This window comes from Streptomyces sp. NL15-2K (genome assembly GCF_030551255.1).
Taxonomy (GTDB): domain Bacteria; phylum Actinomycetota; class Actinomycetes; order Streptomycetales; family Streptomycetaceae; genus Streptomyces.
Genome location: NZ_CP130630.1, coordinates 4,155,861 through 4,175,704, shown reverse-complemented (window position 1 = coordinate 4,175,704; position 19,844 = coordinate 4,155,861). Strand labels below are relative to the sequence as shown.

The window sequence follows — 19,844 nt, the reverse complement described above, 5'->3', positions numbered from 1 at the left end:
CGTCCTCTTGTTACTCGACTTGTTACTCGACCGTCACCGACTTCGCGAGGTTCCTCGGCTTGTCGATGTCCCTGCCCAGGGACAAGGCCGTGTGGTAGGCGAGGAGCTGGAGGGGGATGCCCATGAGGATGGGGTCCAGTTCGTCCTCGTTCTTCGGGACGACGATCGTCTGGTCGGCCTTCTCCTGGTGCTGGTGGGCCACCGCGAGGATCTTGCCGCTGCGGGCCTTGATCTCCTCCAGGGCGGCGCGGTTCTTCTCCAGGAGGTCGTCGTCGGGGACGATCGCGACCGTCGGCAGGGCGGGCTCGATCAGCGCCAGCGGGCCGTGCTTGAGCTCGGAGGCCGGGTAGGCCTCGGCGTGGATGTACGAGACCTCCTTGAGCTTCAGGGAGGCCTCGCGGGCCACCGGGTAGCCCCGGACGCGGCCGATGAAGAGCATCGAGCGGGCCTCGGCGTACTCCTGGGCCAGCTTCTTGATCCCCTCCTCCTGCTCCAGCATCTCGGAGATCTGGCCGGGCAGCTTCCGCAGACCCTCGATGATCCGCTTGCCGTCGCGGACGGAGAGGTCGCGGGTGCGGCCCAGGTGCAGGGCGAGCAGGGCGAAGGCGACCGTGGTGTTGGTGAAGCACTTCGTCGAGACGACGCAGACCTCGGGACCGGCGTGGACGTAGATGCCGCCGTCGGCCTCGCGGGCGATCGCCGAGCCGACGACGTTCACCACGCCCAGCACCCGGGCGCCCTTGCGCTTCAGCTCCTGGACGGCCGCCAGTACGTCGTACGTCTCACCGGACTGCGACACGGCGATGTAGAGGGTGTCGGGGTCGACGACCGCGTTGCGGTAGCGGAATTCGGAAGCGGGCTCGGCGTCCGCCGGGATGCGGGCCAGCTCCTCGATCATCTGGGCGCCGATCATGCCCGCGTGGTACGAGGTGCCGCAGCCGAGGATCTTCACGCGGCGGATCTGGCGCGCCTCGCGGGCGTCCAGGTTGAGGCCGCCGAGGTGCACGGTGGAGAAGCGGTCGTCGATGCGGCCGCGCAGCACGCGGTCCACGGCGTCGGCCTGCTCGTGGATCTCCTTGTGCATGTAGGTGTCGTGGCCGCCCATGTCGTAGGAGGCCGCCTCCCACTCCACGGTGGTCGGCTCGGCGGTCGTCCGCGTGCCCTCGGTGGTGTACGTGCGGAAGTCGTCGGCCTTGAGGGTGGCCATCTCGCCGTCGTCCAGCGTGACTATCTGGCGGGTGTGGGCGACCAGGGCGGCGATGTCCGAGGCGACGAACATCTCCTTCTCGCCGATGCCGAGGACGACCGGGGAGCCGTTGCGGGCGACCACGATCCGGTCCGGGAAGTCGGCGTGCAGGACGGCGATGCCGTAGGTGCCCTCGATGACCCGCAGGGTCTCGCGGACCTTGTCCTCCAGCTTGACGGCCTGGGAACGGGCGATGAGGTGGGTGAGGACCTCGGTGTCGGTCTCGGAGAGGAACTCGACGCCGTCCGCCTCCAGCTTGCGGCGCAGGTCGGAGGCGTTGTCGATGATGCCGTTGTGGACGACGGCGACCTTGCCCTCGGCGTCGAGGTGCGGGTGGGCGTTCACGTCGGAGGGGGCGCCGTGGGTGGCCCAGCGGGTGTGGGCGATGCCGGTCGTGCCCTTGAAGCGCGCCGGGACCTTCGCCTCAAGGTCGCGGACCCGGCCCTTGGCCTTGACCGTCTTCAGGCCGGAGGTCTTCGGGGAGATGATGGCGATGCCCGCCGAGTCGTAGCCCCGGTACTCCAGTCGCTGGAGGCCCTCCAGCAGCAGGGGCGCCACGTCGCGCTTCCCGATGTAACCGACGATTCCGCACATATATATGTATTCCTCAGTGTTTCGCAGTGTTCGCGGTGTCCGCAGTGTCTCGCGGTATTCCGTTGGATCAGCCGTAGACCATGCGGCGCAGTTGCCGGAGCGTGAGCTCCGGCGGGGCCACCGCCCGGTATTTCAGGTCCGCCCCGATCCGTTCGAAGATCGTCGCGTTCACCAGGCCCTGGGCCTGCAGCTCGCGGTGGCGGCGACGGACGTAGTCCTCGGTCGTCTCGTCGAAGTAGGCGAGCACTTCCTGGATCACACGCAGCGCCTCGCCCCGGCTGAGGGGCGTGGACCGCGTCAGATGATCGACAAGTTCGTCGTGCACCCGGTAGATCCTGGGGTATCGGCGACACTTTCGCAAGAATCCTGCCCGATTCCGGGCAGAGATTACCCGCGTGCCGAGATCACATCCTCTTGAGGATCGCCTGCTTGGCCATCGCGAACTCCTCGTCCGTCAGCACGCCCGTGCGGTGCAGCTCGCCGAGCTCGCGCAAGCGGCGCAGCAGCGCGTCGTGGTCGTCCTCGCCGGTGGACGTGGCGGCCGGCTCGGACTGCGGCGGTCGTACGTCCTTCGGGGCCGCCGCGGCCGGATGCGGGAGGCGGGCCTGGACGGCCGCCGCGACCAGGGCCATCAGCGGGTCCTTCTTGAAGCCCCACAGTTCCACCGAATTCGGGTCGTACTTGGGCGGGGCCTTGGTCGGGGCGTTCCGCACGGTGAAGCGGAGATAGCCGTTCTCCAGGCCGACCGCCGGATGCCACTCCACGGCGGCGATGTCGGCCAGTGCGATGACGCGGGTGCCGGCGGCGGCCTTGGCGTCCTCGGTCTTCCAGTTCCAGTCCAGGCGGACGCACTCGCCGTCGAAGCGGGCGGTGCCGTCCCCCGCGGAGACCGACAGCGGCACGGCCGGGCCCGGCAGCAGGTAGGCGTCCACCGGGTCGGCCGGGACCTGGTCCAGGAGCAGGGCGTCCCGGACCTCGTCCACGAAGTACTCGGCGACGCCGTAGCGGTCGGACTCGACGGTCAGCTGGTAGGGATCGTGCGGCTCGGTGAGCCGGCCGCCGGTGGCGAGCAGCAGCGGATCGGAGCCGTCGCGCAGCCGCAGCCTCAACCGCCCGGTCTTCTTGCCCTGCTCGAACGAGATCCCCGCCAACGCGCCCAGCGGGACGACGAGTTCACCGAGGGTTTTACGGAGCAGGCCGACGTTCTTGTCCCGCCCCGGGGTCAGTCGCAGGGCATCGCCGTCGAAGCTCCAAGTACCGTCCTTCTGGAGGATTTCCGCCATGGCAGGATTGTTTCACCGGTTCTGAGGGAGAGTTGGTCCATACCTGTCACCCCTCTGTCAGGGCTCAAGGAAGGGACCGTTTGTGGGACCGACCGTGCCCCCGCTCGACCGGGTGGTCCCGGCCCCCGCCTCGGTCACGCCCGGCGGATCGCCGTAGCGCATCACCCGTGACACGCACATCCGCGTCGACGACTCGCGCGAGGCCCGCCGTATCGGCGCCTACCTCGCGGGTGTCCTCAAGCCGTCGACCGGCTACCGCCTCCCCGTCACCACGCACGGCGGGGGCGGCATCCACCTGCGCCTGGCCGAGGGCCCGTTCGGCGCCGAGGGCTACCGCATCGACAGTGACGGCACGGGCGTCACCATCACCGCCGCCCGGCCCGCCGGGCTCTTCCACGGCGTGCAGACCCTGCGCCAGCTGCTCCCGGCGGCCGTCGAGGAGGACTCCGTGCAGCCCGGCCCGTGGCTGGTCGCGGGCGGCACCGTCCAGGACGCCCCGCGCTACGGCTGGCGCGGCGCGATGCTCGACGTCTCCCGGCACTTCTTCACCGTCGACCAGGTCAAGCGGTACATCGACCAACTCGCCCTCTACAAGATCAACAAGCTGCATCTGCACCTCAGCGACGACCAGGGCTGGCGCATCGCCCTCGACTCCTGGCCCCGCCTGGCGACGTACGGCGGCTCCACGCAGATCGGCGGCGGCCCCGGCGGCCACTACACCAAGGCCGACTACGAGGAGATCGTCCGGTACGCGGCCTCCCGCTACCTGGAGGTCGTCCCCGAGATGGACATGCCGGGCCACACCAATGCGGCGCTGGCCTCCTACGCCGAGCTGAGGACTACGTCAAGTTCATGGACCGCGTACAGCCGATCGTCGCCAAGTACGGCAAGACGTCGGTCGGTTGGCACCAGCTGACCGGCGCGACCCCGGCGAAGGGCGCGCTCGCCCAGTACTGGGGGCTGGACTCCACCAGCGACGAGGAGAAGGCCCAGGTCGCCAAGGCCGCGCAGAGCGGGACCGGGCTGATCCTGTCCCCGGCCGACCGCCGGGACGGGGGAGCCACGTGAGTGCGTCACTCGTACGGGTGGGAGATGGGCGTATCTTCGGGCAAACGGTCCAGGGCTCGTGGGCGGCGGCTACGGTGGTGAACGTCCGCTGGCGACAACCAAGTTGGTGGGCACATCGGAGGGGTCCCTGACGCCTCCCGGTTGCCGGCAGGGCAGTCGTCAGGCGGACTCAAGCGCCGTCCAACTCACCGGAGCGATCCAGGGGAGAGTCTCCGGAGAAGGTGCCGGAGAGAGCTGCAACTCGACATGAAATACGAATATCGCTGGGCCGGACACGGCCGAACCACAAAAGACGGGCACCCCCGGAGGACCGTACTCCGGGGATGCCCGCCCGTCTGTGTGGGCCTACAGCCCCGCGATCGGGTTCTCCAGGTTGCCGATCAGCTGGAGGGCGCCGGCCGGGTCCGAGAGGTCCACCATCTGCTCGTTGTTACGCAGCTGGAGCCGGTTGAGGCAGGACAGCGCGAACTCGGGGGCGAACATGTCGTACCGCTTGAACTTGTCGGCGAGTTCGGGCACCGACTGCTGGTAGTCGCGCGTCACCTCCGCGACCGTCCGCCAGAAGTCCTCCTCCCCCAGGACACCCTCGGTGGCGAGGTTCGCCGCGAGGAAGCGGAAGAAGCAGTCGAAGACGTCCGTGAAGATCGACAGGAGTTTCTTGTCCTCGGGGACCTCGACCCGGATGCGCCGCACCTCGGGCGGGAGGACCGCGTTCGGGTCCATCACGGCGATCTCCTCGGCGATGTCCTTGTAGATCGCGCGCTGGACCACGCCGTCCTTCAGGACCAGGATCACGTTCTCGCCGTGCGGCATGAACACCAGGTCGTAGGCGTAGAAGCTGTGGAGGAGCGGGGTGAAGTAGGCCCGCAGGTAGCGGCGCAGCCACTGCGTCGGGGTGAGCCCGGACCGCTCGATCAGCGCGCCCGCGAAGGACGCGCCCTCGTGGTCGACGTGGACGAGGGAGGCCATGGTGGCCAGCTGCTCGCCCTCCTGGAGCGAGGGCACCGGGCTCTCCCGCCACAGCGCGGCGAGCATCTTGCGGTACGGCGAGTAGCGGTCCGTCGCCGCCTCGTACTCCAGGTGCCGGTACCCGACGGCCGCCCGCTCGCGGATGATCGACAGGCCCGTCGACTTCAGTACCGGGTCGCCCTCGATCAGCTGGCCGAGCCAGTCGTTGATCGCCGGGGTCGCCTCCATGTAGGCGGCCGACAGACCGCGCATGAAGCCCATGTTGAGGACGGACAGGGCCGTCTTCACGTAGTGCTTCTGGGGGTGCGAGTGGTTGAAGAAGGTGCGGATGGACTGCTGGGCCAGGTACTCGTCGTCGCCCTCGCCCAGGCAGACGAGGTGGCCACGGGCGATCTCGGCGGCGAAGGTGACGGTGAGCTTGTTCCACCACTGCCAGGGGTGGACGGGGATGAGGAGGTAGTCGGCGGGGTCGAGGCCCTGGTCCGTGAGGGTGTCGTGGAAACGGTTCAGCGTCACCTCGCCCAGCTCGTCCCGCAGGAAGGACTCGTACTCGATCCCGATGCCCGCCGTGAACGCCGCCCGCGAGCGGTGCGCGGCCAGCCACACCAGGCGGACCGGGCTCGCGGTCTCGGGGGCGTACGACAGGTACTCGTGGATCCCGAAGCCGAGCCGTCCGTTGTTGGCGACGAAGCAGGGGTGGCCCTCGGTCATGCCGGTCTCGATCGCCTGGAAGTCGCTTTTCGCGAGCTCGGCGACCGGGATCTGCGGTTTGGTGAGCTTGTAGCAGGTGCCGGAGAGGGTGGAGGAGATCTCCTCCAGGTAGACCGGCAGGATCTCGTCGCTCAGGCCCAGCGTCCGCTTCAGCTCGATGAAGAAGTCCAGGGCGGCGAGCGGGAGGTCGGCCCCGTCCCGGGTGCGGGTGATCGAGTCGGCGTCCACCTGCCAGTGATCGAGGGCGCGGCGGGTGGCGGTGAAGCGGTAGCGGGTCAGACCGTCGTCGCTGCGGACGACGTACTGGTCGCCGTTCTGGTCGCCGTCCTTCTCGGGCGCGATCAGCCGCTCGTGCGCGAACTCGGCGAGCGCCTTGCGGATCAGCCGGCGGTTGGCCTGCTCCCAGCGCTCGGGGGAGAGGTGGGCCACGGCGTCGGCGAGGGTCATGCCGTCACCCCCGTGGCCGTGAGGCTGTGCCTGTTGCGGCTGTGCGTGTCAAAGAAGTGGTCCCGTGTGCAGAAACTCAGCAACGCCTTCTTCTCCGGCTTCTGGATCTCGCGCTCGGGCACGAATCCGACGGCTTCGTTCAGGGCGTGGACGGCCTTGTTGGACACGTCCGGCTCGACGACGACGCGTTCCACCGCCGGGTCCTCGAAGAGGTACGCCATGACGGCGGTGATGACGGCCCTGGTGAAGCCGTGCACGGGCCGGTCGGTGGGCGGCACGAGGAAGTGCATGCCGACGTCGCCCGGCCGCGGGTCGTACAGGCCGACCAGCTCGCGGTGGGCGGGGTCGTACTTCTCCATCAGGAAGGCGGGCTCGCCGTCGCGCAGGCCGAGGTACGCCTGCTGGTGCTCGTCGGCCGCGATCTCCATGTAGGCGCGCTCGACGTCCTCGAGTCCGGCGTCCTGCATCATCCAGTAGGCGGCCTTGGGGTGGGTGAGCCAGGAGTGCAGCAGCTCGGCGTCCTTCAGGGGGTCGAGCGGGCGGAACGTGAAGGTCATACGGCGAACTCCTGGAACGCGATGGACTTCTCGACCGGGTAGTACTCGGTGCCGAGCAGCTCACGGATGATGTAGCTGTTGCGGTACGCGCCCATGCCCAGGTCGGGGCTGGTGATGCTGTGCGTGTGGACGCCGGCGTTCTGCAGGAAGACGCCTCTGCCGGTCACGTCGATCGCGTAGTTGCGGGCCACGTCGTAGTTGCCCTGGGAGTCGTAGAGGAGGCGGTCCCGGACGGGCGCGAGGAACTCCGGCTCGGCGTACTTGTAGCCCGTGGCCAGGATCAGCCCCTGGGACTCGATCTCGTAGTCCTTCTCCTGCTCCTCCTGGCGGAAGGACAGGGTGTACGTGCCGTTCTCGTACCGCGCGCCGGTGAGCGAGGAGTTGGTGAGCAGCCGCGTGGGCACGGGACCGCCGAGGTTCTTCCGGTACAGCAGGTCGAAGATCTCGTTGATCAGGTCGCCGTCGATGCCCTTGAACAGGCCCTTCTGCTGGTCGGTGAGGCGGTAGCGGGTGGCCTCCGGCAGCTCACGGAAGTAGTCGATGTACTCCGGGGAGGTCATCTCCAGCGTGAGCTTGGTGTACTCCAGCGGGAAGAAGCGCGGGGATCGGGTGACCCAGTTCAGCCGGTAGCCGTGGACGTCGATCTCGCTGAGCAGGTCGTAGTAGATCTCGGCGGCGGACTGGCCGGAACCCACCAGCGTGATGGACTCCTTCTTCCGCAACTCCTCTTTGTGCCGCATGTAGCGGGAGTTGTGGAGGAAGTCGCCGCCCAGGTTCCGGCAGGTCTCGGGGATGTACGGGGGCGTGCCCGTGCCGAGGACGAGGTGACGGGCGCGGTACACGTCTCCGCCCTCGGTGCGTACGAGGTAGTGCTCGTCCTCGTACGTGACCTCGGCGACCGTCGTGCTGAACCGGATGCTGCTCAGCTTGTCCGCGGCCCAGCGGCAGTAGTCGTCGTACTCGACCCGCAGCGGGTAGAAGTTCTCGCGGATGTAGAACGAGTACAGACGGCCCTGGTCCTTGAGGTAGTTGAGGAACGAGTACGGCGACGTCGGGTCGGCCAGGGTGACCAGGTCCGACATGAACGGCGTCTGGAGGTGGGCGCCGTCCAGGAACATGCCCGCGTGCCACTCGAAGTTCGGCTTGGACTCCAGGAAGACGCCGTCGAGTTCGGCGATGGGCTCGGTGAGGCAGGCCAGGCCGAGGTTGAACGGGCCGAGCCCGATCCCCACGAAGTCATAGGTCTTTTCCGTGGCACCAGTGGGCTCAGGAAGCGCGGTCAAGGGACTCTCCCAGGTACTGCTCGGCATGGCCGGCGATCAGATCGAGGACGGCGGCGATGTCGGACGCCTGCGTCTCGGGGTTGAGCAGGGTGAACTTCAGGTAGTGGCGGCCGCCGACCTTGGTGCCCGCGACGATCGCGTCGCCGGAGGCGAACAGGGCCTTGCGGGCGTACAGGTTGGCGCGGTCGATCTCGGCCGGGTCGGTGACGGCCGCCGGGATGTAGCGGAAGACGAGGGTGGACAGGGTCGGCTCGACCACGACGTCGTAGCGCGGGTCGGCGGCCAGCAGCTTCCAGCCCTCCACGGCCAGCTCGCACACCTCGTCGAAGAGCTGCCCGATGCCGTCGGCGCCCATCACCCGCAGGGTCATCCACAGCTTGAGCGCGTCGAAGCGGCGGGTGGTCTGGAGGGACTTGTCGACCTGGTTGGGGATACGTTCCTGCACCATGCGGCGGGGGTTGAGGTACTCCGCGTGGTAGGTGGCGTGGCGCAGGGTGGCCGCGTCCCGGACCAGGACGGCGGACGAACTCACCGGCTGGAAGAAGGACTTGTGGTAGTCGACGGTGACCGAGTCGGCGCGCTCGATGCCGTCGATGCGGTCCCGGTACTTGACGGAGGCGAGCAGTCCGCAGCCGTAGGCGGCGTCCACGTGCATCCACACGCCGTACTGCTCGCACAGCTCGGCGACCTCGGGCAGCGGGTCGATGGAGCCGAAGTCGGTGGTGCCGGCGGTGGCGACGACGGCCATGGGGACGAGGCCGTCCTGCTTGCAGCGCTCCAGCTCGCGGGCGAGCGCGACGGTCTGCATGCGCTTGTCGGCGCCGACGGGGACGCAGACCACGGCGTCCTGGCCGAGCCCGAGGAGCTGCGCGGACTTCTTCACGCTGAAGTGGCCGGCCTCGGAGGCGAAGATGCGCAGTTTGGCCAGGCTGGCTGGACCTTCCCACCCATCCCGCCCTGGCTTGGCCTCCTCGCGGGCCAGCAGCAGCGCCTGGAGGTTGGACTGGGTGCCGCCGGAGGTGAACACGCCGTCGGCGTTCTCGCCGAGGCCGATGCGGGCGGTGGTCCAGTCGATGAGCTTGCGCTCGATGAGGGTGCCGCCGGCCGACTGGTCCCAGGTGTCGAGGGAGGAGTTGACGGCGGAGAGGATCGCCTCGCCGAGCACGGCCGGGATGACGACCGGGCAGTTGAGGTGGGCGAGGTAGCGGGGGTGGTGGAAGTAGATCGCGTCCCGGAGGTAGACGTCCTCCAGTTCGTCGAGCACGGCCTCCGTGTCGTGGAGCGGCTTGTCGAGGTCGATCTCGTCGATGCGGGGAGCGAGGGCGTCGACGGTGACGCCGGTGAACGGACTTACGGTGGTGGCGAGTTTGGCCGCCACCCGCTCTATTCCTTCGGTCACGGAGCGGCGGTAGTGCTCCGTGGTCGTGTCGTTGAGCAGGTGCGAGCGCATGTGCGGGTCCTCCGGTGGGGACAGTCCGTGGGGCGGGGAGCGGGGCGGAGCCTCCGGTTCAACTTAGGTTAGCCTAACCTAATTAACTCGACCGAAACCCTGCCTCTGCCGTGACTGCGGTCACTCTGAACGCAGGGCTGTCGTCGACTGGTTGGGGATGTGCGCGCGTTGGTCCCGCGTGGGGTCCGCGCAGGGGTCAGCCCGCCTCGCGCAGCTGCTCCTCGGTCAGGCCCTGCCGCCAGTAGCCGACGAAGGTGACTCTGCGGCGGTCGATCCCGCGCTCGCGCACGAAGTGCCGGCGCAGCTCCTTCACGCACCCGGACTCGCCCGCGATCCAGACGTACGGGTCCGAGGCGTCCGGGAGTTCGGCGGAACGGATCGCGTGGAGAGCCATGGGGGAGCCCATGGGGGAGCTCTCCACGCTCCCCTCGTCCTGGACGAGCCAGGTGATCTCGGCGTCCGCCTCGGTCCGGACGTCCTGGATGTCCTCGGCATGCGGCACCTCCAGCCAGACCCGGGCACGGGTGCCGGCCGGCAGCGACTCGACGATGGCGCAGGCGGCGGGTACGGCGGTCTCGTCGCCCCAGACGACCACCAGATCGGCGTCCTCGGGCGGCCGGAAGCGGATCGCCCGGTTGTCCGCGATCGCCGGACCGAGCAGCACTACCTTGTCACCGGCGGCGGCCCGCGCGGCCCACCGGGAGGCGGGGCCCGCAGCGATGGCCGCCCCCGGCTCCACGCCGTGCAGCACGAAGTCGATGTCTATCTCGTCCGGGGCGCGCCTGAGGGCCCGGAGGGTGTACGAGCGCATCACCGCCCGTACGTCCTCCGGGAGTTCACGCCAGCCCTGCCACCAGCCGTCCCCTAGCTCGATCGGGATGACCGGCTCGGGCTGGCCCGGGTGCGGCAGGAACAAAGACAGGGACTGGTCCCGTCCGTCGGAGTGGAAGTCCTTCAGGTCGGGCCCGCCGAAGGTGACCCGGACCAGAGACGGGCCGAGCCGCCTCGTCCGTACGACCTGAAGGGAGAAGAAACGGAACGGGGCGGCTACGGCCGTAGTCATGGGGGGTAACTCCTGAATCGCCGTCAGGGATAGTTGCCTAGGGGCGCGGGGAACTGCGCGACAAGCCACATACGGCCGGCAGCCACCCGCCAAGCTCAGCCACCCCTAATCAGCTGACTTTCTTCGCCTTCTCGATAGCTTCGGCCAGGTTCTCGACCAGAGGCACGCACTTGTCGTAAGACAGGATCGGCTCAGGCGAACGCGCGACAACCTGCCCCGCCTTGACCGCGGGCAGCTTCTTCCAGGTCGCCTCAGCGATGTCCGCCGGCTGGATCGTCGAGGAGCGGTCGTCCATCATGATGACGTCGGCCGCATACTTGTCGACGTTCTCCCAGCTCAGGCTCTCGAACCAGCCGCCGCCCTGCTTCTTGGCGCTCTCCGGCGGCTCGACGAAGTTCACGCCGAGGGCCTTGAAGTACTCCAGGTCGATGGAGAGGTTGGTGCCGGAGACGTAGAACAGCTCCGGGCTCGCGGAGCCGGCCAGCACCTTGATCTCGGGCTTGGCCTTGGCGGCCGCGCGCAGCCGGGTGGCGGCCGCCTCGAACCGCTTCTTGGCGTCGGTCACCTTGGCGGACGTCATGTCGCCGCCGAGCGACTCGGCCAGCTCCCACATGCGCTCCAGCGGCTTGGTGAGCTGCCGGTCGTAGACGGAGAGGCCCACGCTCGGCGCCAGTTGGGCGATCTTGTCCTTGGACGCCTCGGGCACGTACCAGAGGGTGCCGGCGTCGTCGAACATCGTGCTGATCAGCACGTCGGGCGCGAGGGTCGCGTACTTCTCGACGTTGAACTGGTCCCAGGCGTTGCCGAGGACGGTCAGCTTGCTGACGTCCATGTCACCGGCCTGCACATCGGGCTTGCCGTCCGCGGTCTTGGTCGGGCCGAAGACGCCCTTGACCGAGACGCCGTAGTCGTAGAGGGCGGCGGCGACGCCGGTGAACGCGACGATGTTCGAGGGGACCTTGTCCAGCTTCACGGTGGTGCCGCGGTCGTCCTTGAAGGACCAGGGCCCGGAGGCCTTGCCGGAAGCCGTCGAGTCCGAGCCACCGCTCTCCGAGTGGCTGTCGCCGCACGCGGCCAGGAAGGCGCCGAGACCGAGGGCGCCGCCGGTGGCGAGCAGGCCGCGGCGGGAGAAGTTGGCGGTTCTGGCGTTCGACATGGGATGGATCTGCTTTCGTACGTACGTGGGGCCACTGGGGGTGCGTGCCTGCGGGTGGCTGGAATGGAGCTTAGGTTAGCCTAACCTCACATCTTGTCCAGGGGGACTTGGTGCGTATGCCCCTCGCGGTGCGGGGCGATACCCGCCGCGACGGTGATCCGGATCACAAAGCAGGGCACCGCCGGCTGATCGCCGACGGTGCCCCGCGAGTGGCTGCGGTTCGGGCGCCTCAGCCCGCCAGTCCCAACTCCCGTGCGATCAACATGCGTTGCACCTCGCTCGTGCCCTCGCCGATCTCCAGGATCTTCGAGTCGCGCCACATGCGGGCCACCGGGTACTCGTTCATGAAGCCGTAGCCGCCGTGGATCTGGGTGGCGTCGCGGGCGTTGTCCACGGCGATGGTGGAGGAGTAGAGCTTGGCGAGGGCCGCCTCCTTCTTGAAGGGCTCGCCGGCCACCAGGCGTGAGGCCGCGTCGCGCCAGGCCAGGCGGGCCGTGTGGGCCTTCATCTCCATGTCGGCGATCTTGAACTGGATCGCCTGGTTGGCGCCGATCGGCCTGCCGAACGCGTGGCGTTCCTTCGCGTACTTCACCGACTCGTCCACACAGCCCTGGGCCAGGCCGGTCGCCAGCGCCGCGATCGCGATGCGGCCCTCGTCCAGGATGCGCAGGAACTGGGCGTAGCCCCGGCCCTCCTCGCCCAGCAGGTTCGCCGCCGGGACCCGGACGTCGGAGAAGGACAGCTCGCGGGTGTCCGAGGCGTTCCAGCCGACCTTCGAGTAGGGGGCCGCGACCGAGAAGCCCGGGGTGCCGGACGGGACGATGATCGCCGAGATGCGCGGGTTGCCGTCCGGCTTGCGGCCGGTCACCGCCGTGACCGTGACCAGGCCCGTGATGTCCGTGCCCGAGTTGGTGATGAAGCACTTGGTGCCGTTGATCACCCACTCGTCCGTCTCCGGGTCGATCCGGGCCGTCGTACGGGTCGCGCCCGCGTCCGTGCCGCCGTCGGGCTCGGTGAGGCCGAACGCGCCGAGGACCTCGCCCGTGCACAGCCGCGGCAGCCACTGACGCTTCTGGGCCTCGGTGCCGAAGAGGTGGATCGGCATGGCGCCGAGCGAGACGCCCGCTTCGAGGGTTATGGCCACGGAGGAGTCGACCCGGGCCAGTTCCTCCAGGGCCACGCCCAGTGCCAGATAGTCGCCGCCCATACCGCCGTACTCCTCCGGGAACGGCAGCCCGAACAGGCCCATGCGGGCCATCTCGCGGACGATCTCGTACGGGAATTCGTGGTGCTCGTAGAACTCGCCGATCTTGGGCGCCACGACGTCGTGGGCGAACTCCTCGACCGTACGGCGCAGTTCTTCGAGTTCGGGGGAGAGTCGGTGGTCCATTGTTCTTCACTGCTCCTGGTGGGAGAGGGCCCGGACGGTGCGGGACGGGCTGGGCCGGCCCAGCCGGTCGGCCATCCACACGCTTGTGGCGACGAGACGGCCGAGGTCGACGCCGGTGTCGATGCCGAGGCCCCGCAGCATCCACACCAGGTCTTCCGTGGCGAGGTTTCCGGTGGCGGACTTCGCGAACGGACAGCCGCCGAGGCCGCCGGCGGAGGCGTCGACCGTGGTGACGCCGTGCTGGAGGGCGGCGAGGGTGTTGGACAGCGCCTGGCCGTACGTGTCGTGGAAGTGCACGCCCAACGCGCCGACGCGGATGTCCTGTTCGGTGAGGGCGGTGAGGAGCGCGCGGACGTGGCCGGGGGTCGCGACTCCGATGGTGTCGCCGAGGCTCAGCTCGTCGCAGCCCATGTCGAGGAGCGCCTCGCAGACGCGGACGACCTGGGGGACCGGGACCGGGCCCTCCCAGGGGTCGCCGAAGCACATGGAGAGATAGCCGCGGACGTGGACGTCTGCCGCCTTCGCCCGCGCCACCACCGGCTCGAACATCGCCAGGGCGTCGTCGAGCGTGCGGTTGAGGTTGGCCTTGGCGAAGGACTCGGTGGCGCTGGCGAAGACGGCGACACGGTTCGCCCCCAGCGTCAGGGCGCGGTCCAGGCCGCGTTCGTTCGGCACGAGGACCGGGAGCGCGACGGGCAGGTCGCTGACGAGGGGGAACAGCTGCTCGGCATCGGCCAGTTGGGGCACCCACTTGGGGTGGACGAAGCTGGTGGCCTCGATGGTGGTCAGGCCCGCGTCGGCGAGGCGGCGGACGAACTCCGCCTTGATCTCGGTCGGCACGGTCGACTTCTCGTTCTGCAGGCCGTCCCGGGCGCCGACCTCGTGGATGCGGACGCGGGCGGGGAGGTCCCCCGCCGGTACGGTCATGGGCAGTCCCTGAACGGTCATTCCGCCACCGCCTCTTCCTCGTCGTGCGGTGCGATGACGGCCAGGACCTGATCCATCGCGACCGTCGTGCCCGGCGCCACGTCCAGTTCGGCGACCGTGCCGGCGTGCGGGGCGGAGATGACGTGCTCCATCTTCATCGCCTCCACGACCAGCAGGCTCTGACCGGCGGTGACCTCGTCGCCGACGGCGACCTTCACGACGGTCACCGTGCCGGGCATGGGCGCGGTGAGGGAGTCGGCGCCGGAGTGCGCGGCCCGGGTCAGTGACGCGGCGACCGGGTCGTGGTCGCGCACGTGCCAGGCGTCGCCGTCACGGCCCACCCAGGTGCCTCCCGGCAGGGCGGCGAAGGTGTGGACCACGCCGTCGAGCCGGAAGGTGAACCGGAGATCCGGTCCCGGGCCGGTGGGCAGGCCCTTGGCCCTCATCAGAGGCCGCTCTGTACCGTCGAGCAGTAGTTCGACGCCGTCGTCCGCCGTGCCGCGCACGCGGACGGTCACGGGGTCGTGCCCCGGCACCCGCATGTGGTGGGCCGTCCAGGCGCGTTCGCCGCCCAGGCGCCAGCCGCCCGGCACGGAGAAGGGATCGACCCAGCCGGACGCCCGCGGGACCAGAGCGGCCTGACGCAGCAGCGCGGCGGCCACGTACACCGCTTCCGGCACCTCCGCCGAGACCAGCCCCTCCACGTCCCGCTCGACCAGCCCGGTGTCCAGCTCGCCCGCCACGACCGCCGGATGCGCGAGCAGCCGCCGCAGGAACCCGGCGTTCGTCCGCACGCCCAGCGTGACCGTGTCCGCGAGGGCCGCCCGGAGTTTCCTGATCGCCGTGGCGCGGTCCGGGCCGTACGCGATCACCTTGGACAGCATCGGGTCGTACCGGCTGCCGACCTCGGTGCCCTCGCCGAGCCCGGAGTCGGTGCGGACGCCGTCGCCCTGCGGCTCGTGCAGCATCAGCACCGTGCCGCCGGACGGCAGGAACCCGCGCGACGGGTCTTCCGCGCAGACGCGGGCCTCGATCGCGTGGCCCGTCAGCCGGATCTCCTCCTGCGCGAACGGCAGCCGCTCGCCCGCCGCCACCCGCAGCTGCCACTCCACCAGGTCCAGGCCCGTGACCAGCTCGGTGACCGGGTGCTCCACCTGGAGGCGGGTGTTCATCTCCATGAAGTAGTGCGCCTTCGGGTCCTCGCCGGGGACGATGAACTCCACGGTGCCCGCGCCCTCGTACCCGCAGGAACGGGCCGCCTGGACCGCCGCCTCGCCCATGGCCGCGCGGGTCTCCTCGTCCAGCAGGACGGAGGGCGCCTCCTCGATGATCTTCTGGTGGCGGCGCTGGAGGGAGCACTCGCGCTCGCCCAGATGGACCACGCCGCCGTGGCCGTCCGCCAGGACCTGGATCTCGATGTGCCGGGGCCGGTCGATCCACCGCTCGACGAGCAGCGTGTCGTCGCCGAAGGAGGCGCGGGCCTCGCGGCGGGCGGCGGCGATCTCGTCCGCCAGCTTCTCCGCGTCCCGTACCAGCCGCATGCCCTTGCCGCCGCCACCGGCGGAGGGCTTCAGCAGCACGGGCATGCCGATCTCGCGGGCCGCGTCGGCCAGTTGCGCGTCGGTCAGCCCGCTGCCGCTGGAGCCGGGGACGACGGGCACCCCGGCCGCCCGCACCGTCTCCTTGGCGCGGATCTTGTCGCCCATGAGGGAGATCGCCTCGGCCGGCGGCCCGATGAAGACGAGCCCCGCGTCGGCACACGCGCGTGCGAAGCCGGCGTTCTCCGCGAGGAAGCCGTATCCCGGGTGCACGGCCTGGGCGCCCGTGCGGGCGGCGGCCTCCAGGATCCGCTCGACGGACAGATAGCTCTCGGCCGCGGGCGCCGGTCCGATGCGTACGGCCGTGTCGGCCTCGCGGACGTGCCGGGCGTCGGCGTCCGCGTCGGAGAAGACCGCCACCGAGCGCACGCCCATCGACCGCAGCGTGCGGATGACGCGGACGGCGATCTCACCCCGGTTGGCTACAAGCACCGTGTCGAACATGGGTCCTCACATCCGGAAGACGCCGAACTGGGGCTCACCCAGAGGCGCGTTGGCACAGGCGGTCAGGGCGAGCCCCAGCACCTGCCGGGTCTCCAGCGGGTCGATGACCCCGTCGTCCCACAGGCGGGCGGTGGCGTAATAGGCGTTCCCCTGGCGCTCGTACTGCGCGCGGATCGGCGCCTTGAACGCCTCCTCGTCCTGCGCGGGCCAAGCCTCCCCGCGGGCCTCCAGCTGGTCCCGCTTGACCGTCGCGAGGACGGACGCGGCCTGCTCGCCGCCCATGACGGAGATCTTGGCGTTCGGCCACATCCACAGGAAGCGGGGGGAGTAGGCCCGCCCGCACATGGAGTAGTTCCCCGCGCCGTACGACCCGCCGACCACGACGGTCAGCTTGGGCACGCGCGTGCAGGCGACGGCCGTCACCATCTTGGCGCCGTGCTTGGCGATGCCGCCGGCCTCGTAGTCCTTGCCGACCATGAAGCCGGAGATGTTCTGCAGGAACACCAGCGGGATGCCGCGCTGGTCGCACAGCTCGATGAAGTGGGCGCCCTTCTGGGCGGACTCGGAGAACAGGATGCCGTTGTTGCCGACGATTCCGACCGGGTGGCCGTGGATCCGGGCGAAGCCGGTGACGAGGGTCTGCCCGAACTCGGCCTTGAACTCGGCGAAACGGGAGCCGTCGACCACGCGCGCGATGATCTCGCGTACGTCGTAGGGGGTGCGGGAGTCGACGGGCACGGCGCCGTACAGCCCGTACGGGTCCACCTTGGGCTCTGTGGAAGGCGTGACCTCCCAGGGGAGCGGCCCGCGCGCGGGGAGGGCGGCGGCGATGGTCCGCACGATGCGCAGGGCGTGCGCGTCGTCCTCCGCGAGGTGGTCGGTGACGCCGGACACGCGCGCGTGCACGTCTCCGCCGCCGAGCTCCTCCGCGGTGACGACCTCGCCGGTGGCGGCCTTCACCAGGGGAGGCCCGCCGAGGAAGATCGTCCCCTGGTTGCGGACGATGACGGCCTCGTCGCTCATGGCCGGCACGTACGCCCCTCCCGCGGTGCAGGAACCGAGCACGGCGGCGATCTGCGGGATCCCGGCGCCGGACATCCGGGCCTGGTTGTAGAAGATCCGCCCGAAGTGCTCCCGGTCGGGGAAGACCTCGTCCTGCATCGGCAGGAAGGCGCCGCCGGAGTCGACGAGGTAGACGCACGGCAGGCGGTTCTCGAGGGCCACTTCCTGCGCGCGCAGGTGCTTCTTCACCGTCATCGGGTAGTACGTGCCACCCTTGACGGTCGCGTCATTGGCGACGACGACGCACTCCCGCCCGCTCACGCGTCCGATCCCGGCGATGACCCCGGCGGCCGGGGCCTGCCCGTCGTACATCCCGTCGGCGGCGAGGGGAGCCAGCTCCAGGAACGGCGAGCCGGGGTCGAGGAGGCCGTCGACCCTGTCCCGCGGCAGCAGCTTCCCGCGCGCGGTGTGCCGGGCCCGCGCCTTCTCCCCACCGCCGAGCCGGGCGGCGGTGAGCTTGGCGTGCAGCTCCTCGACGAGTGCCAGGTGGGCCTGTTCGTTGGCCCGCCAGGCCTCCGACGCGGGGTCTGCCGCGCTCGTCAGCTCCGGTGCCTGCTCCATCCTGCGGCCCCTCACCTTGTTAATGAGCGTTAACGCGTTTCCTTCAGGTTAACGAGCGCTAACCTCCCTGTCTAGAATTGCTTCCATGGCCACCAGAACCGACGCCCCCACCCGTCGCGAACAGATCCTCAAGGAGGCCGCGCGGCTCTTCGCCGAACGCGGGTTCCACGGCGTCGGCGTGGACGAGATAGGCGCCGCGGTCGGCATCAGCGGCCCCGGCCTCTACCGCCACTTCCCCGGCAAGGACGCGATGCTCGCCGAGCTGCTGGTCGGCATCAGCGGTCAGCTGCTGACCGGCGCGAAACGCCGCCTCCAGGAGGCGGACGGAGTGGGTCCGGAGGAGGTCCTCGACTCGCTCATCGAGGGTCACATCGACTTCGCGATCGACGACCGTCCCCTCATCACCCTGCACGACCGCGAGCTGGACCGCCTGCGGGACAGCGACCGCAAGCTGGTACGGCAGCTGCAGCGGCAGTACGTCGAGCTGTGGGTGGGGGTGGTCCGGGAGGTGTATCCGGGCCTGACCGAGCCCGCGGCGCGGTCGGCGGTGCACTCGGTTTTCGGCCTGCTGAACTCGACGCCGCATCTGGGGCGGGCGGGGTCGCTGCCGGGGCGGGGGGCCACGGCGGAGTTGCTGCATCGGATGGCTCGGGGGGCGTTCGGGGCGGCGGTCGCCCAGGAGTGACGTGCGTCTCTGGACAGGTGCGCCAACTGGCCGGTAGCTTTTTGGCTGAGCAAGCGCTTAGCCATCGGTCCGCAACCATCAATTGAGGAACCCCGACGGCGAGCAACCACGTACGCGAGAGCGGCGCCGGTTTAGGCGCAAAGAAGGGCGGTGGCGGCGGTGCGCCGTACGGTGTTCAACGAGGATCACGAGGCGTTCCGGGAGACCCTCCGGGCCTTCATCGAGGCCGAGGTCGTCCCGGTCTACGACGAGTGGTTCGCCGCCGGCCAGGCGCCGCGCGACTTCTACTACAAGCTCGCCGAGCTCGGCGTCTTCGGCATCCGCGTCGACGAGGAGTACGGCGGCGCCGGCATCGACTCCTACAAGTTCGAGGCCGTGATGTACGAGGAGACCGCCCGCGCGGGCGTCTCCTTCGGCGGCTCCGGCGTGCACGTGCTGCTCGGCCTGCCGTACATCAAGATGCTCGCCACCGACGAGCAGAAGAAGCGCTACCTGCCGAAGTTCGTCTCCGGTGAGGAGATGTGGGCCCTCGCGATGACCGAGCCGGGCACCGGTTCCGACCTCGCGGGCATGAAGACCACCGCGAAGCTCTCCGAGGACGGCACGCACTACGTCCTCAACGGCGCCAAGACCTTCATCACCGGCGGCGTCCACGCCGACCGCGTGATCGTGTGCGCCCGCACCGCCGCGCCCACCGCCGAGGACCGCCGCCACGGCATCTCCCTGTTCGCCGTGGACACCAAGTCCGAGGGCTACTCCATCGGCCGCAAGCTCGACAAGCTCGGCCTGAAGACCTCCGACACCGCCGAGCTCGCCTTCGTCGACGTCAAGGTGCCCGCCGAGGACCTCCTCGGCGAGGAGAACAAGGGCTTCTCCTACCTCGGCCACAACCTCGCCTCCGAGCGCTGGGGCATCGCCTTCGGCGCCTACGCGCAGGCCAAGGCCGCCGTCCGGTTCGCCAAGGAGTACGTGCAGGAGCGCACCGTCTTCGGCAAGCCCGTCGCGGCCTTCCAGAACACCAAGTTCGAGCTGGCCGCCTGCCAGGCCGAGGTGGACGCCGCCGAGGCGGTCGCCGACCGCGCGCTCGAAGCCCTCGACGCGGGCGAGCTGACCCCCGCCGAGGCCGCCAGCGCCAAGCTGTTCTGCACCGAGGTCGCGCACCGCGTGATCGACCGCTGCCTCCAGCTGCACGGTGGCTACGGCTTCATGAACGAGTACCCGATCGCCCGCCTGTACGCGGACAACCGCGTCAACCGCATCTACGGCGGCACCAGCGAGATCATGAAGACGATCATCGCGAAGGACATGGGCCTGTAAGGCCGGCGCAATTCCCGGCCGGTACAACCAACC

Annotated in this window: 15 protein-coding genes and 1 pseudogene; 3 read left to right on the top strand and 13 right to left on the bottom strand. The window is 69.6% G+C overall.

Features of this window, described 5'->3' with window-relative positions; translation table 11 throughout:
- Window positions 1–22: 22 nt before the first annotated feature.
- The 3 genes from glmS to Q4V64_RS18475 form a co-directional block, all read right to left on the bottom strand.
- Complete coding sequence (glmS, locus tag Q4V64_RS18485) at window positions 23–1,840, bottom strand: glutamine--fructose-6-phosphate transaminase (isomerizing) (protein ID WP_124442034.1); 1,818 nt, start codon at window positions 1,838–1,840, stop codon at window positions 23–25.
- A 67-nt stretch (window positions 1,841–1,907) separates the two neighbouring features.
- Window positions 1,908–2,165, bottom strand: coding sequence for a hypothetical protein (locus Q4V64_RS18480; protein WP_124442035.1), 258 nt, complete (start codon window positions 2,163–2,165; stop codon window positions 1,908–1,910).
- 79 nt (window positions 2,166–2,244) lie between these two features.
- On the bottom strand, window positions 2,245–3,123 hold the full coding sequence (locus Q4V64_RS18475) for a DUF4429 domain-containing protein (RefSeq protein ID WP_124442036.1): 879 nt from the start codon (window positions 3,121–3,123) through the stop codon (window positions 2,245–2,247).
- Between the two features lie 43 nt (window positions 3,124–3,166).
- Here Q4V64_RS18475 and Q4V64_RS18470 point away from each other — a divergent pair.
- Window positions 3,167–4,170: pseudogene (locus Q4V64_RS18470) on the top strand (beta-N-acetylhexosaminidase); the annotation flags it as partial.
- Between the two features lie 366 nt (window positions 4,171–4,536).
- On the opposite strand, the gene Q4V64_RS18460 reads toward Q4V64_RS18470, so the two are convergent.
- The 10 genes from Q4V64_RS18460 to Q4V64_RS18415 all read right to left on the bottom strand — a co-directional run bounded on the left by Q4V64_RS18460 (window position 4,537) and on the right by Q4V64_RS18415 (window position 17,809).
- Window positions 4,537–6,318 (bottom strand): IucA/IucC family siderophore biosynthesis protein, encoded by a 1,782-nt coding sequence (locus tag Q4V64_RS18460; RefSeq protein WP_124442037.1) that lies wholly within the window; start codon window positions 6,316–6,318, stop codon window positions 4,537–4,539.
- Window positions 6,315–6,875: a GNAT family N-acetyltransferase gene (locus Q4V64_RS18455; RefSeq protein WP_124442038.1), complete on the bottom strand. Its 561-nt coding sequence runs from the start codon at window positions 6,873–6,875 to the stop codon at window positions 6,315–6,317. The genes Q4V64_RS18460 and Q4V64_RS18455 overlap by 4 nt, the downstream gene beginning before the upstream one ends.
- Window positions 6,872–8,158, bottom strand: coding sequence for a SidA/IucD/PvdA family monooxygenase (locus Q4V64_RS18450; protein ID WP_253267143.1), 1,287 nt, complete (start codon window positions 8,156–8,158; stop codon window positions 6,872–6,874). The genes Q4V64_RS18455 and Q4V64_RS18450 overlap by 4 nt, the downstream gene beginning before the upstream one ends.
- Window positions 8,142–9,608, bottom strand: coding sequence for a lysine decarboxylase DesA (gene desA, locus Q4V64_RS18445; protein WP_124442040.1), 1,467 nt, complete (start codon window positions 9,606–9,608; stop codon window positions 8,142–8,144). The genes Q4V64_RS18450 and desA overlap by 17 nt, the downstream gene beginning before the upstream one ends.
- A gap of 196 nt (window positions 9,609–9,804) precedes the next feature.
- The gene (locus Q4V64_RS18440) at window positions 9,805–10,671 is read right to left on the bottom strand and encodes a siderophore-interacting protein (RefSeq protein WP_124442041.1); all 867 of its coding nucleotides are present in this window, start codon (window positions 10,669–10,671) and stop codon (window positions 9,805–9,807) included.
- Between the two features lie 109 nt (window positions 10,672–10,780).
- The gene (locus tag Q4V64_RS18435; protein WP_124442042.1) at window positions 10,781–11,827 is read right to left on the bottom strand and encodes an ABC transporter substrate-binding protein; all 1,047 of its coding nucleotides are present in this window, start codon (window positions 11,825–11,827) and stop codon (window positions 10,781–10,783) included.
- Between the two features lie 229 nt (window positions 11,828–12,056).
- Complete coding sequence (locus tag Q4V64_RS18430; RefSeq protein ID WP_124442043.1) at window positions 12,057–13,217, bottom strand: acyl-CoA dehydrogenase family protein; 1,161 nt, start codon at window positions 13,215–13,217, stop codon at window positions 12,057–12,059.
- 6 nt (window positions 13,218–13,223) lie between these two features.
- Window positions 13,224–14,165 carry a hydroxymethylglutaryl-CoA lyase gene (locus Q4V64_RS18425; RefSeq protein ID WP_124442044.1) on the bottom strand — a complete coding sequence of 314 codons (942 nt, stop codon included), beginning with the start codon at window positions 14,163–14,165 and terminating at the stop codon, window positions 13,224–13,226.
- On the bottom strand, window positions 14,162–16,186 hold the full coding sequence (locus Q4V64_RS18420; protein WP_124442045.1) for an acetyl/propionyl/methylcrotonyl-CoA carboxylase subunit alpha: 2,025 nt from the start codon (window positions 16,184–16,186) through the stop codon (window positions 14,162–14,164). The genes Q4V64_RS18425 and Q4V64_RS18420 overlap by 4 nt, the downstream gene beginning before the upstream one ends.
- A gap of 6 nt (window positions 16,187–16,192) precedes the next feature.
- Window positions 16,193–17,809, bottom strand: coding sequence for a carboxyl transferase domain-containing protein (locus tag Q4V64_RS18415; protein ID WP_124442046.1), 1,617 nt, complete (start codon window positions 17,807–17,809; stop codon window positions 16,193–16,195).
- Window positions 17,810–17,894: 85 nt separating this feature from the next.
- Here Q4V64_RS18415 and Q4V64_RS18410 point away from each other — a divergent pair, with 85 nt between their 5' ends.
- Window positions 17,895–18,494: a TetR/AcrR family transcriptional regulator gene (locus Q4V64_RS18410; protein WP_124442047.1), complete on the top strand. Its 600-nt coding sequence runs from the start codon at window positions 17,895–17,897 to the stop codon at window positions 18,492–18,494.
- 159 nt (window positions 18,495–18,653) lie between these two features.
- Complete coding sequence (locus Q4V64_RS18405; RefSeq protein WP_124442193.1) at window positions 18,654–19,811, top strand: acyl-CoA dehydrogenase family protein; 1,158 nt, start codon at window positions 18,654–18,656, stop codon at window positions 19,809–19,811.
- The last annotated feature ends 33 nt before the right edge of the window (window positions 19,812–19,844 follow it).

Coding starts and splice junctions, on each gene's coding strand:
- Q4V64_RS18420 (WP_124442045.1), bottom strand. CDS start 16,186: ATGTTCGACACGGTGCTTGTAGCCAACCGGGGTGAGATCGCCGTCCGC.
- Q4V64_RS18475 (WP_124442036.1), bottom strand. CDS start 3,123: ATGGCGGAAATCCTCCAGAAGGACGGTACTTGGAGCTTCGACGGCGAT.
- Q4V64_RS18430 (WP_124442043.1), bottom strand. CDS start 13,217: ATGGACCACCGACTCTCCCCCGAACTCGAAGAACTGCGCCGTACGGTC.
- Q4V64_RS18415 (WP_124442046.1), bottom strand. CDS start 17,809: ATGGAGCAGGCACCGGAGCTGACGAGCGCGGCAGACCCCGCGTCGGAG.
- glmS (WP_124442034.1), bottom strand. CDS start 1,840: ATGTGCGGAATCGTCGGTTACATCGGGAAGCGCGACGTGGCGCCCCTG.
- desA (WP_124442040.1), bottom strand. CDS start 9,608: ATGCGCTCGCACCTGCTCAACGACACGACCACGGAGCACTACCGCCGC.
- Q4V64_RS18435 (WP_124442042.1), bottom strand. CDS start 11,827: ATGTCGAACGCCAGAACCGCCAACTTCTCCCGCCGCGGCCTGCTCGCC.
- Q4V64_RS18410 (WP_124442047.1), top strand. CDS start 17,895: ATGGCCACCAGAACCGACGCCCCCACCCGTCGCGAACAGATCCTCAAG.
- Q4V64_RS18425 (WP_124442044.1), bottom strand. CDS start 14,165: ATGACCGTTCAGGGACTGCCCATGACCGTACCGGCGGGGGACCTCCCC.
- Q4V64_RS18440 (WP_124442041.1), bottom strand. CDS start 10,671: ATGACTACGGCCGTAGCCGCCCCGTTCCGTTTCTTCTCCCTTCAGGTC.
- Q4V64_RS18460 (WP_124442037.1), bottom strand. CDS start 6,318: ATGACCCTCGCCGACGCCGTGGCCCACCTCTCCCCCGAGCGCTGGGAG.
- Q4V64_RS18455 (WP_124442038.1), bottom strand. CDS start 6,875: ATGACCTTCACGTTCCGCCCGCTCGACCCCCTGAAGGACGCCGAGCTG.